Here is a 12,745-nt window from a genome sequence, read left to right on the forward strand (position 1 = left end):
CGTTTACTTTCCTTCAATGCTCAGCGCTTCGTTCACCAGCGCTTCTTGTTGGGCTTTGTGTTGGCTGGCCAGACCCGTCGCGGGCGAGGCCGAAGTTGCGCGACCGGCATAGACCGGACGAGTGTGTTTTGCGCCAATGCGGGTCAGAACCCATTCGATATTGGGCTCAATAAAGGTCCAAGCCCCCTGGTTCTTGGGTTCTTCCTGACACCAGACCATCTCGGCCCCCTTGAAGCGCTCAAGCTCGTTGATCAGCGAATGCGCAGGGAAAGGATAGTATTGCTCGATCCGCATTAAGTAGATGTCGTCGATGCCGCGCGCATCGCGTTCCTCAAGCAGATCAAAATAGACCTTGCCCGAGCACATGACGACCCGCTTGATCTTGTCATCTGCCACCAGTTTAGTGTCCGAGTTGCCCTGTTGAGCATCATCCCACAGCACCCTATGGAAGCTCGAGCCTGTGGTGAATTCCTCGGCCTTGCTGACCGCCAGCTTATGGCGCAGCAGCGACTTCGGCGTCACCAGGATAAGCGGCTTGCGGAAGGTCCGGTGCAATTGACGGCGCAGGATGTGGAAATAGTTCGCAGGCGTTGTGCAGTTCGCCACGATCCAGTTGTCCTGACCGCACATCTGCAGGAACCGCTCAAGCCGTGCGGACGAGTGCTCGGGGCCTTGCCCTTCGAACCCATGTGGCAGCAGCGTGACCAGACCAGACATCCGCAGCCACTTCGATTCACCCGAACTGATGAACTGATCGAACATGATCTGCGCCCCGTTGGCGAAATCGCCAAACTGTGCCTCCCAGAGAACAAGCGCGTTGGGCTCGGCCAGTGAATAGCCATATTCGAACCCAAGCACCGCGTATTCGGACAGCATCGAGTCAATCACGTCATAATGTGATTGGCCCTTGCGGATATTGTTCAGCGGGTAATACCGTTCCTCGGTTTCCTGATGGACAAATCCGGAATGGCGTTGGCTGAACGTGCCACGCGTCGCGTCCTGTCCGGCCAAACGTACAGGGTAGCCTTCGGTCAGCAGAGAGCCAAACGCCAGAGCCTCGCCCGTTGCCCAGTCAAAGCCGGTTCCGTTTTCGAACATCTGTTTCTTGTGGTCCAGCAACCGGCCCACGGTTTTGTGCATCGCAAAACCTTCGGGGGCGCTGGTCAGAGCAGTGCCGATCTCGGCCAGCGTCTCTGGTGTAATTGCGGTTTCACCGCGCATGTATTCGTCTTTGTGCTTGTCCAGATGCGACCAGCGCCCATCCAGCCAGTCGGCTTTGTTTGGCTTGTAGTCTTTCCCGGCATCGAACTCTTCATTCAGATGTGCCTGAAAGGCCGCCTTCATGTCTTCAATCTCGCCTTCGGGGATAAGCCCGTCCCTGACAAGGCGCTCGGTATACAACGACAACGTGGTCTTATGCGTCTTGATCTTCTTGTACATGATCGGGTTGGTGAACATGGGCTCGTCACCCTCGTTGTGACCAAACCGGCGGTAGCAGAAGATATCCAGCACCACGTCCTTGTGGAACTTCTGGCGGAACTCGGTCGCCACCTTGGCGGCATGCACCACCGCCTCGGGGTCGTCGCCATTCACGTGGAAGATCGGAGCCTCAACCATCAGCGCGATATCCGTGGGATAAGGGCTGGAACGGCTGAAATGTGGCGCGGTGGTGAAACCGATCTGGTTGTTTACCACGATATGCATGGTGCCGCCGGTCTTGTGCCCTTTCAGACCCGACAGGCCGAAGCCTTCGGCCACAACACCCTGTCCGGCAAAGGCCGCATCACCGTGCAGGAGGATGCCCATCACCTTGGTGCGGTCTTCGTCGTTCAACTGGTCCTGCTTGGCGCGGACCTTACCCAGAACCACCGGGTTCACCGCCTCAAGGTGGCTTGGGTTTGCGGTCAGCGACAGGTGAACGCTATTGCCATCGAACTCTCGGTCGCTTGACGCGCCGAGGTGATATTTCACGTCGCCTGATCCATCCACGTCTTCGGGCTTGAAGCTGCCGCCCTGAAACTCGTTGAAGATCGCGCGATAGGGCTTGCCCATCACGTTGGCCAGAATGTTCAATCGGCCCCGGTGGGGCATGCCGATCACGATATCGCTGAGGCCCAAGGCACCGCCGCGCTTGATGATCTGTTCCATTGCGGGGATCAGCGCCTCGCCACCGTCCAGACCGAACCGCTTGGTGCCCATGTATTTCACATGCAGGAATTTCTCGAACCCCTCGGCCTCGACCATCTTGTTCAGGATCGCCTTGCGGCCTTCCTTGGTGAAGGCGATTTCCTTACCGAACCCCTCGATGCGTTCTTTCAGCCACGCGGCCTCTTCCGGGTTCGAGATATGCATGTATTGCAGCGCGAAGGTGCCGCAATAGGTCCTCTTCACAATCTCGACGATTTGGCGCATGCTGGCCATCTGCAGGCCCAGCACGTTGTCAATAAAGATCGGTCGATCCATGTCAGCATCGGTGAACCCGTAGGTCTTCGGGTCCAGCTCGGGATGCGTACTGGCGGCGCGCATGCCCAGCGGGTCCAGATCAGCTGCCAGATGTCCCCGGATACGATAGGCCCTGATCAGCATCAGCGCCCGCAGGCTGTCCAGCACCGCGCGCTTGATCTGGTCATCGCTGACCTCAACACCCTTGGCCGCCGCCTTGTCCTTGATTTTGTTGCCCGCTGCTTTGGCGTCGATCTCGGCCCACTCGCCAGTCAACGCACCCGTCAGATCATCGGCAGGCATCGGAGGCCAATCGCTGCGCGCCCACGAAGGGCCCTCGGCCTCGCGCTGCACATCCGGCGCGTCATCGCCCATGGCCTTGAAGAACTCGACCCAGGCTGCGTCGACCGCACCGGGGTTCTTGGTGTACTGGGCATAAAGCTGCTCCAGATATTCGGCATTATGCCCCTGCATGAAGCTTGAGGCATGAAAGGCGGTGTTGGGCGAGTGTTCGGTCATTGGGCTACCTCATATGGGTTGGGACCGTATTGGTTGGTGCCTGGTTCGCTGGGGCGGGTCAGCCACCACAGAACCAGGAGGGGCGACACAAACAGGACAAGAAGTGTCGGAATGACAATAAGAAGAGTTGCGCGGGTGAACAGGATATCCAACGTGCCGCCATGGAACTGGCTGGCAAGGCCGATGCCAAAGATCAGGACGGCAAGCGCACCAAGTATCAGCAGGATCGGCAGCAGAGCATAAAGCCCGCTGCGCCCGGTATCATGCATCCGCCGCCATGCAACGGCCAGATGCGGGAAGAAGACAATCAGGCTGACGATGCTTTGGACCGGGCCTGTTGAGGTGGCCGTGACGGATTTGGATGTTTCGGTTTCAGTCACTGCGACCTGAGTGAAGAACTGCCAGTCGATGATCCCGGCAATGATGCTCCAGATCACGATGAACAGGAAAAAAAACCAGTATTCGGGCCGCGAGGCACGGCCCGAAAAGGTGAAAAACTTGGAGAAACAGGTTTTAATGGCTTCGCCGAAAGTCATGTTTACCGCTCCTCCCAAAGCAGTCAAATTCTGGTCAACCGATGGCTTCCAGCACAGCCTCACCCAGCTGCGCCGGGCTTTCGGCCACGACGATACCAGCCGAGCGCATGGCTTCGATCTTGTCCTCGGCGCCACCTTTGCCGCCGGCGACGATGGCGCCCGCGTGGCCCATGCGGCGGCCAGGAGGGGCCGTGCGGCCCGCGATGAACCCTGCCGTGGGCTTCTTGCGGCCTTTCTTGGCCTCATCCGCAAGGAACTGCGCAGCTTCTTCCTCGGCCGAGCCACCGATTTCACCGATCATGATGATCGACTCGGTTTCGTCATCAGCCAGGAACCATTCCAGCACGTCGATATGCTCGGTCCCTTTGATCGGGTCGCCGCCGATGCCCACGCAGGTGGACTGGCCCAGACCTACATCGGTGGTCTGCTTGACGGCCTCATAAGTCAGGGTGCCCGAACGCGACACAACGCCGACCGAGCCGCGCTTGTGGATGTGGCCGGGCATGATGCCGATCTTGCAGGCGTCGGGCGTGATGACACCGGGGCAGTTCGGGCCGATCAGGCGCGAGTTCGATCCTTCCAGCGCACGCTTCACCTTCATCATGTCCAGAACCGGGATACCTTCGGTGATGCAAACGATCACTTCCATCTCGGCATCAATCGCTTCGAGGATCGAGTCAGCCGCAAACGGCGGCGGCACGTAGATCACGCTGGCATTGGCTTCGGTCACATGCTTGGCCTCGTGGACCGAGTTGAACACTGGTAGACCCAAGTGCTCCATCCCGCCTTTGCCTGGTGTCACGCCGCCGACCATCTTGGTGCCATAGGCGATTGCCTGTTCGCTGTGGAATGTGCCCTGCGAGCCGGTAAAGCCCTGACAGATCACTTTGGTATTTTCGTCGATGAGGACTGCCATCTGGCGTTCTCCTTTATACGGCAGGCTTCTGCCCGCCAAAATCTTGGGAAAGGCGGGCTGAAGCCCACCCTACGGGATGACACTCAGCCTTTGACGGCCTTCACGATTTTCTCGGCACCGTCTTTCAGGTTGTCCGCTGCGATCACATCGAGGCCCGAGGTGTTGATGATCTCTTTGCCTTTCTCGACATTCGTGCCTTCCAGACGCACGACCAGCGGGACCTGCAGGCCCACCTCTTTCACCGCGGCAACGACGCCCTCGGCAATCACATCACAGCGCATGATGCCGCCGAAGATGTTGACCAGAATGCCTTTGACGTTCGGATCCGAGGTGATGATCTTGAACGCCTCGGTCACTTTCTCTTTGGTCGCGCCACCGCCAACATCCAGGAAGTTGGCAGGCTCGGCACCGTAAAGCTTGATGATGTCCATCGTGGCCATCGCAAGACCGGCACCGTTGACCATGCAGCCGATCTCACCGTCCAGCGCGATGTAGTTCAGGTCGTATTTGGACGCTTCCAGTTCCTTGGGGTCTTCCTCGGTCGTGTCGCGCAACTCGGCAATATCCGGGTGGCGGTATACCGCGTTACCATCAAAGCCGACTTTTGCGTCCAGTACTTTCAGGTCGCCCTTGTCCGAGACGATCAGCGGGTTGATCTCCAGCATCTCCATGTCCTTCTCGACGAAGGCATTGTAGAGCTGGTTCATCAGCTTGACGCATTGTTTGACCTGCGCGCCTTCCAGTCCCAACGAGAACGCGATGCGGCGGCCGTGATAGGGCTGATAACCAGTGGCGGGATCAACCGAGAAGGACAGGATTTTCTCAGGCGTCGCAGCGGCCACCTCTTCGATGTCCATGCCGCCTTCGGTCGAGCATACGAATGAGATACGGCTGGTCTGGCGGTCCACCAGCAGGGCCAGGTAAAGTTCACGTTCGATGCCCGAACCGGCTTCGATGTAGATGCGGTTCACCTGCTTGCCTGCGGGGCCGGTCTGATGGGTGACCAGCGTGCGGCCCAGCATCTTTTTGGCTTCTTCGGCGGCTTCTTCCACCGATTTGGTCAGACGGACACCGCCTTTTTCACCGGCGTCGGCCTCTTTAAAGGAACCCTTGCCGCGACCACCCGCGTGGATTTGCGCCTTGACGACCCAAAGCGGCCCGTCCAATTCACCGGCTGCGGTTTTGGCTTCCTCGGCGCGCAGAACTGCGCGACCATCGGAGACCGGAGCGCCATAGCTGCGAAGAAGCGCTTTGGCTTGATATTCGTGAATGTTCATCGAAATTGTCCCGTCTGACTACGATTACACCGTTATAGGGGTGTCTAAGCGCCAAAATTAAAGAGTTTTTTGACCGGTCACGGGAAATTGTCGAAGATTTTCAGTATTTGTGATCACAGGTTTTTGGGGTGTGATCACAAAAAATGCGGGGCGTGGAAATTGATTCGATGATCCGGGATCATGCCCACAAAACACATTCATAGATGAGTTTTGCGACGTTTGCGCGAACATCTTTTAGCCAGCTTGGCACCGTGTAAAAGAAAACCGGCCCGTGAAGAGGGCCGGTTCATTGGTTCTAGGGTTCGTGACTTAGGCCAGCGAGCTGTCGATGCCCTTGCATGCTTCGATCAGGCCCTTAACGGCATTGACCGAATTGTCGAAACCGGCCTGTTCTTCTTCGTTCAGCTTGATGTCGACGACGCGCTCGATACCACCTGCACCGATTACGGTAGGCACGCCGACATACATGCCGTCGACACCCAGTTCGCCGTTGCAATAGGCAGCACAGGGCAGAACGCGCTTCTGATCTTTCAAATAGGCTTCGGCCATTTCGATCGCCGAAGTCGCCGGTGCATAGAAAGCCGAGCCGGTCTTCAGCAGGCCAACGATTTCTGCGCCGCCGTCACGGGTGCGCTGAACGATGGCGTCCAGTTTTTCCTGCGTGGTCCAGCCCATCTCAACCAGATCGGGCAGCGGGATACCGGCAACGGTCGAGTAGCGTACCGAAGGCACCATCGTGTCGCCATGGCCGCCCAGAACAAAGGCGGTGACGTCGCGCATGGACACATTGAACTCTTCCGACAAGAAGTGTGCGAAACGGCCCGAGTCCAGAACGCCCGCCATGCCGCAGACTTTGTTGTGCGGCAGGCCCGAGAATTCACGCAGCGCCCAAACCATCGCGTCCAGCGGGTTGGTGATGCAGATGACGAACGCATCCGGAGCGTTTGCGGCGATGCCTTCACCGACCGATTTCATGACCTTCAGGTTGATGCCCAGCAAGTCGTCGCGGCTCATGCCCGGCTTGCGCGGCACGCCAGCGGTGACGATGCAGACGTCGGCACCGGCGATATCCTCATAGGACTGGGTGCCTTTCAGCTTGGCGTCGAAGCCTTCCGAGGGACCGGATTCGGCGATGTCCAGCGCCTTTCCTTCCGGGGTGCCTTCGGCGATGTCGAACAGCACGACGTCACCAAGTTCTTTCATTGCAGCGAGGTGGGCGAGCGTGCCGCCGATCTGACCTGCGCCGATCAGCGCGATCTTGGGTCTGGCCATTTGGAATATCTCCGGTCGGTTTTGAAATCGCGGTTGTGCTAGTCGCAAAAGCGGCGTCACGCAAGCCTTCTGCGGCGCGGCATGCCACCGCATACCGTTTGCACCCACCCCGCCGATTGCGCTAAACCGCCTGTGAATCATGCATATTTCCGGGGTGCCTGATGTTCGAGATGAACCTGATGTTTTTTGCAGTGGCGATCCCGGCGGTGATCTTCGCGGGCATCTCGAAAGGTGGGTTCGGCTCGGGAGTGGCGTTTGCATCTTCGTCGATTCTGGCTCTGATACTGACGCCAGGACAGGCGCTAGCGCTAATGCTACCGATACTGATGGTGATCGATCTGGCGACGTTAAAGCCGTATTGGAAACGCTGGAGCTGGCCGGATTCGCGCCTTCTGATGTTGGGCGCAGTACCCGGTATCGCGCTGGGCGCGTGGCTTTATCGTGCGACGGATGACGATCTGCTACGTCTGTTGATTGGCGGAATATCGGTCGGTTTCGTGATCTGGCACGTTGCCCAGACCAGAGGCTGGGTACGGGGTTTTGCCAACCGGTTGCCTCCATCGGCGGGCCTGTTTGCCGGGCTTATCGCCGGATTCACCAGCTTTGTCAGCCATGCGGGCGGCCCACCCGCCGCCGTGTACCTGCTGTCACAACGCCTGACGAAAACCGAATTTCAAGCCTCGACCGTGCTGGTCTTCTGGGTAATCAACGCCGTCAAATTCGTGCCCTTCGCCTATCTGGGCCTCTTCACCTGGCACACAGCCTTGGCAGACCTCTTGCTGACCCCGTTTGCGATCCTCGGGGCCTGGCTGGGCGTCCGGGCGCATTTCATGCTCTCCGAACGATTGTTTTTCAACATTGCCTACGTCTTGCTGACCCTGACGGGAAGCAAACTTATTTGGGATGCACTGGTTTAGGCGTTGGGCGGCAATGCTTCGGCCAGTGTTTCATAAGACTGGCCTGAGGCGATCAGGCAGGTCACGCCCTCAGGCAAGGTCACAACAATGGTCCAGCTGCCGGTTTGGTCCGAGGCAAAAACCTCCATCACCGCTCCCCGACGCGCAATACCGATGCCTCGTCGGGTTTCGCCATATGACTTTGTCAATCGCTTGATCACGTCTTCGCGTGGCGCACAATTCTGTGCGCTGACTTGTTGCGCTGCCAGTACCATGATGCCCAAGCCAATCGTCATTTTCAGCATAATCGTTTTCATTGGTCACCCCTTTCAAGCTCTTCCTCAAAGCAGCGTGCCGTAGGCAAAAGGACATCGCGTTAAGGCAACGCACGTTGCGCAGCGCAGGAAATGCTGCGCTGCGGCGATTTTGTTCTTGAACTTTCCGTCAAAAAATGCCCCATTCCGCGCAACATTATTTCAATGGGAGAGTCCAGTGGACCCGCGCCAACGCCCCTATCGCTCGGTACTATACATCCCCGGCTCGCGTGAACGCGCGCTTGATAAGGCCCGCACATTGCCGGTGGACGCCATCATCTTTGATCTTGAAGACGCGGTTGCGGCTGATGAGAAAGAGAACGCGCGCGAGACCCTCAAGGCGGCTTTGGCCGCCGGAGGCTATGGTGCTCGGGTCAAGATTGTGCGGATCAACGGGCTTGATACCGAATGGGGGCGCGCGGATGCCGAAGCCGTGCGCGAGATGGATGCAGATGCCGTTCTGTTGCCAAAGGTGAGTTCTGCTGCGGATGTGGATGCGCTGACCTCAATCACCGGAGACCTGCCGATCTGGGCGATGATGGAGACGCCGCGCGGGATGCTGAACGCAGCCGAAATTGCCGCACATCCGCTGATGGCAGGCTTTGTCATGGGGACCAACGATCTTGCGAAAGAGCTTCAGACGCGCTTCCGCCCCGACCGTTTGCCGATGATGACCTCGCTTGGCCTGTGCCTGTTGGCGGCCAAGGCAGAGGGGCTGATCATCGTCGATGGCGTCTACAATGCCTTCAAGGACACCGACGGTCTGGCCGCCGAGTGTGCCCAGGGACGCGACATGGGCTTTGATGGCAAAACCCTGATCCACCCGGCCCAGGTCGACATCGCAAACTCCGCCTTTGCCCCTTCCGAGGATGAGATTGATCTGGCTCGCCGTCAGATTGCCGCTTTCGAGGAAACCGAGTCGCAGGGGCAGGGGGTCGCCGTTGTCGATGGCAAGATTGTTGAAAACCTACACGTTGTAACTGCCCGCGAAACTCTGGCAAAAGCAGAGGCGATAGTAGCTTTGCAAGCGGGGTAAGCCAGTATGGGCTTTGTTCTTCTGATCCTTGGTGTGGCACTTTGGTGGGCCGCACATCTTTTTAAGCGCGCGATGCCGGAACGACGTGCCGCCATGGGCGACGCGGGCAAGGGCGTCGTGGCGCTCGCCTTGGTGGCCTCGGTATTGTTGATGATCTTCGGTTATCGCATGACCGATTTCATATATGTCTGGGCGCCGCCAACCTTTCTGATTCACGTCAACAACCTGCTGGTGTTGATCGCGTTCTATCTGGCCAGCCCTGCGGGAACCAAAGGTCGCCTGTTGAACAAGGTCCGTCACCCCATGCTGGGTGGCTTTAAACTCTGGGCCTTTGCGCACCTGTTGGTGAACGGTGATCTGGCCTCGATCATCCTGTTTGGTGGCTTGCTGGCCTGGGCGATTGTCGAAGTGATCGTGATCAACAAATCCGAACCAGACTGGGCGCCGGGCGAACCCGGCACATACGGCAAAGATGCAATGTTCTTTGTGGGCTCCATCGTGCTGCTGGGCGTTGTGGGCTATATTCACGGGCTGGTTGGTCCGTCTCCGTTTGGTGGATAAGGGGCCTAATCAATGGCGAAACTTTATCGTTTGTTGACCGAGGAAGACACATCAGCCTTCTGCCACAAGGTCTCGGACGCGTTGGCAAAGGGATGGGAGCTTTATGGCGACCCGTCCTATGCCTTTGACGCCGCAAATAACGTGATGCGTTGCGCGCAGGCTGTGACCAAAGAGGTCGCCGCTGATTACACCCCCGACATGAAACTGGGACAGCAATAATGGCAAAAACCAATCCGGGTAACTTTTTCGAGGATTATTCAGTCGGGCAGATCCTGCATCACGCCGTGCCGCGCACGGTGACGGATGGCGAGCGCGCGCTTTATCACGCGCTCTATCCCGCGCGACACGCACTCTATTCCTCGGATGAGTTCGCCCGGAATTGTGGCCTGCCGCAAAGTCCGATTGACGATCTGGCGGCCTTCCATGTGGTGTTCGGTAAAACGGTTCCCGATATCTCGCTGAATGCAGTCGCCAATCTGGGTTATGCCGAAGGGCGCTGGCTGCAACCGGTCTACCCCGGTGATACGCTGCGCGCTGAATCTGAGGTGATCGGCCTCAAGCAGAACTCGAATGGCAAAACCGGTGTGGTCTGGGTCCGTACCCGCGGGCTGAACCAGCGCGACGAAGTGGTGATCGAGTATGTTCGCTGGGTCATGGTGCGCAAATCAAACCTCGATGCGCCTGCACCAGAGACGGTGGTGCCCAATCTGAAAAAGGCGCTTGATGTCAGCGATCTGGTGGTACCACAGGGGCTCGATTTCTCGAAATACAATTTTGTACAATCCGGCGAAAACCACCGCTGGGATTCGTACAACACGGAAGAAACGATTGATCACGTCGATGGCGTGACCGTCGAAGAGGCCGAGCACATGCTGGCCACCCGCCTGTGGCAGAACACCGCCAAAGTGCATTTCGACCTCACCTTCCGACCAGAGGGACGGTTGATCTATGGCGGCCACGTTATCTCAATGGCGCGTACCTTGTCGTTTAATGGCCTGGCGAATGCGCAGATGATCGTTGGTCTGAACGGAGGTGCCCACGCCAACCCTTGTTTCTCGGGCGATACGATCAAAGCCTGGTCCGAGGTTTTGGACAAGGCCGAGACCGGAACTCCCGGAATCGGTGCCATCCGCTTGCGCCTTGTTGCGACCAAAGGCGGCGAGCCCTTCGTTCTGCGCAATGACGAGGGGAGATATCTTCCTAACGTTCTGCTAAATTTGGATTATTGGGCTCTTATGCCGATGTAGCCAATGCCTTCTGGCGGCTGACATTCAAGTGATCACGGTCCGCGAAATCCATGCTACGCTTGGCGCATGATGATGTTTCGTTCGCTCGCCGCCAGCCTGTATCTGGCATCTCAGGCTTATGCTTGTGATTTGGCTCTGGCCTTGGCCGTAGACGTTTCAGGCTCGGTTGATTCCGAGGAATATCGTATCCAAATGGACGGTCTTGCCGCAGGTCTGCGGGACCCGATCGTATCCGAGGCCTTGGTGCGCGGACAGGCTCGGCTGATGCTTGTGCAATGGACAGGCAGTTCTCGCCAGAGGATCACGATCCCCTGGACCCGGATCGATAGTTTTAACACCTTGGACAGTTTTGCTGATCAGGTCGCAGCTGATCCTCGTGTCTGGCGTAACTTCTCAACTGCGATAGGTGAGGCGCTCGATATGACGGTTGCCAGCTTTGACGACGTGCCCGAATGCGAAAGGCATCTTATTGATCTTTCGGGCGACGGAATTTCGAATGAAGGAATCGAGCCGTCGACCATCCACGCCAAACTGCGGGATCGCGGCATCACCGTGAACGCGATCGCGATTGAAGAAAGTGAACCCGATCTGACAGCCTATTTCTTCGAGAACGTCATCGTTGGCGAGGGGGCCTTTGTCGTCTCTGCAGCAGGCTTCGCGGATTATCCCGAACGTATTCGCAAGAAGCTTTTACGCGAGGTGACACAGCAGACTGCAGGGCTGACGCCGCTCCAATAATAGATTCGTGATCACATTGCTTTTTCATTGAAAACGCTAACATTGGCGGTATCGAATGTGATTTGTGATCACGAGAATATTTTGTGTGATCACAAACGCGGCTTATCAGCGATTTTGCGTTAAATTTACTGGATTTTGCACCTGCAGCGCGTGACAGAGTCGTAAAAAACAGTAAAACGTTCGGTAGCCAACCGAAAAGGAGCCAACATGGCCGATGTAAATCGAGGCAACCGCCCGCTTTCTCCACATTTGACGATCTATCGTCCACAGATGACGTCCATATCTTCGATTATGGTGCGCATCACGGGTCTTGCGTCTTTTGGTTTGGCTTTGTTGGTCGTCTGGTGGTTACTTGCTGCGGCCACATCGGAAAGCGCCTTTGAGCTGATCAATGGATTGATGACCAGTTTCCTGGGTGATCTGATCATGTTCGGCGCGGCTTGGGCCATTTTCTATCACATGCTGGGCCGTTTGCGGCACGTCATCTGGGATCTGGGATATTGCGTGAATGTTGAAGTGTCCGAGAAGATGGGCATTGGCATGTTCGTGCTGGCAACTGTTCTGGCTCTGATCACGGCCGTAGCGCTTTAAGGGGAGGTTCGCGATGCAGTTTCTCACAGACCGTAAACGCGCGCAGGGCATGGGGGCCGGACGTGCAGGTACACATCACCACTGGCAAATGATGCTCAGCTCGGCGGCATTGGTCATCCTTGTTCCGCTGTTTGTATTTACCTTCGGGCACGCCCTAGGTGGAACCTACGAAGAGGCTCTGGCCTATTACAGCCGCCCGTTCCCGGCGATTATCATGGGTCTGACACTGGTTGTTGTCGTCCCGCATTTGTTGCGCGAAGCCCAGGAAGCGATTGAGGACTACGTGCATGGCGTCGCGGAAAAGCTGGCGCTGATGGCAGCGCAGGCCTTTGCATACACACTGATTGCTGCGGGTCTCTTTGCGCTCGCGCGTCTGGCTCTCGGATATGCGCAGTAAGGA

14 protein-coding genes are annotated in these 12,745 nt (G+C 57.5%); 8 read left to right on the top strand and 6 right to left on the bottom strand.

Annotated features, from left to right (window positions below; genetic code table 11):
* Window positions 1-3 precede the first annotated feature (3 nt).
* The 5 genes from ACR0A1_RS15675 to mdh all read right to left on the bottom strand — a co-directional run bounded on the left by ACR0A1_RS15675 (window position 4) and on the right by mdh (window position 6,962).
* Complete coding sequence (locus tag ACR0A1_RS15675; protein WP_170513076.1) at window positions 4-2,961, bottom strand: 2-oxoglutarate dehydrogenase E1 component; 2,958 nt, start codon at window positions 2,959-2,961, stop codon at window positions 4-6.
* The gene (locus ACR0A1_RS15680; RefSeq protein WP_170408341.1) at window positions 2,958-3,497 is read right to left on the bottom strand and encodes a DUF805 domain-containing protein; all 540 of its coding nucleotides are present in this window, start codon (window positions 3,495-3,497) and stop codon (window positions 2,958-2,960) included. The genes ACR0A1_RS15675 and ACR0A1_RS15680 overlap by 4 nt, the downstream gene beginning before the upstream one ends.
* A gap of 34 nt (window positions 3,498-3,531) precedes the next feature.
* Entirely contained in the window at window positions 3,532-4,413 is an 882-nt protein-coding gene (gene sucD / locus ACR0A1_RS15685; protein WP_170522246.1) for a succinate--CoA ligase subunit alpha, read from the bottom strand.
* Between the two features lie 83 nt (window positions 4,414-4,496).
* Entirely contained in the window at window positions 4,497-5,690 is a 1,194-nt protein-coding gene (gene sucC / locus ACR0A1_RS15690) for an ADP-forming succinate--CoA ligase subunit beta (protein WP_170395786.1), read from the bottom strand.
* A gap of 309 nt (window positions 5,691-5,999) precedes the next feature.
* A complete protein-coding gene (gene mdh / locus ACR0A1_RS15695; protein WP_170353522.1) occupies window positions 6,000-6,962 on the bottom strand; it encodes a malate dehydrogenase in 963 nt (320 codons plus the stop codon).
* A 161-nt stretch (window positions 6,963-7,123) separates the two neighbouring features.
* Here mdh and ACR0A1_RS15700 point away from each other — a divergent pair, with 161 nt between their 5' ends.
* The gene (locus tag ACR0A1_RS15700; RefSeq protein ID WP_170395788.1) at window positions 7,124-7,879 is read left to right on the top strand and encodes a sulfite exporter TauE/SafE family protein; all 756 of its coding nucleotides are present in this window, start codon (window positions 7,124-7,126) and stop codon (window positions 7,877-7,879) included.
* Here the strand turns inward: ACR0A1_RS15700 and ACR0A1_RS15705 are convergent.
* Entirely contained in the window at window positions 7,876-8,175 is a 300-nt protein-coding gene (locus ACR0A1_RS15705; protein WP_170408338.1) for a hypothetical protein, read from the bottom strand. The genes ACR0A1_RS15700 and ACR0A1_RS15705 overlap by 4 nt on opposite strands.
* Before the next feature lie 175 nt (window positions 8,176-8,350).
* Between ACR0A1_RS15705 and ACR0A1_RS15710 the strand changes: the two genes are divergently transcribed.
* From ACR0A1_RS15710 to ACR0A1_RS15740, 7 genes are all read left to right on the top strand, one after another.
* A complete protein-coding gene (locus ACR0A1_RS15710; RefSeq protein WP_170395792.1) occupies window positions 8,351-9,208 on the top strand; it encodes an HpcH/HpaI aldolase/citrate lyase family protein in 858 nt (285 codons plus the stop codon).
* 6 nt (window positions 9,209-9,214) lie between these two features.
* Entirely contained in the window at window positions 9,215-9,769 is a 555-nt protein-coding gene (locus ACR0A1_RS15715; RefSeq protein WP_170395794.1) for an NnrU family protein, read from the top strand.
* 12 nt (window positions 9,770-9,781) lie between these two features.
* On the top strand, window positions 9,782-9,988 hold the full coding sequence (locus ACR0A1_RS15720) for a DUF1737 domain-containing protein (RefSeq protein WP_170408336.1): 207 nt from the start codon (window positions 9,782-9,784) through the stop codon (window positions 9,986-9,988).
* On the top strand, window positions 9,988-11,016 hold the full coding sequence (locus tag ACR0A1_RS15725; protein WP_480868285.1) for a MaoC family dehydratase: 1,029 nt from the start codon (window positions 9,988-9,990) through the stop codon (window positions 11,014-11,016). The genes ACR0A1_RS15720 and ACR0A1_RS15725 overlap by 1 nt, the downstream gene beginning before the upstream one ends.
* 66 nt (window positions 11,017-11,082) lie before the next feature.
* The gene (locus tag ACR0A1_RS15730) at window positions 11,083-11,754 is read left to right on the top strand and encodes a DUF1194 domain-containing protein (protein ID WP_480868286.1); all 672 of its coding nucleotides are present in this window, start codon (window positions 11,083-11,085) and stop codon (window positions 11,752-11,754) included.
* Between the two features lie 207 nt (window positions 11,755-11,961).
* Window positions 11,962-12,345: a succinate dehydrogenase, cytochrome b556 subunit gene (sdhC, locus tag ACR0A1_RS15735; RefSeq protein WP_170395798.1), complete on the top strand. Its 384-nt coding sequence runs from the start codon at window positions 11,962-11,964 to the stop codon at window positions 12,343-12,345.
* Between the two features lie 13 nt (window positions 12,346-12,358).
* Window positions 12,359-12,742, top strand: coding sequence for a succinate dehydrogenase, hydrophobic membrane anchor protein (locus ACR0A1_RS15740; protein WP_170395800.1), 384 nt, complete (start codon window positions 12,359-12,361; stop codon window positions 12,740-12,742).
* Window positions 12,743-12,745 lie beyond the last annotated feature (3 nt).

The organism is Ruegeria sp. D6, from assembly GCF_056534365.1.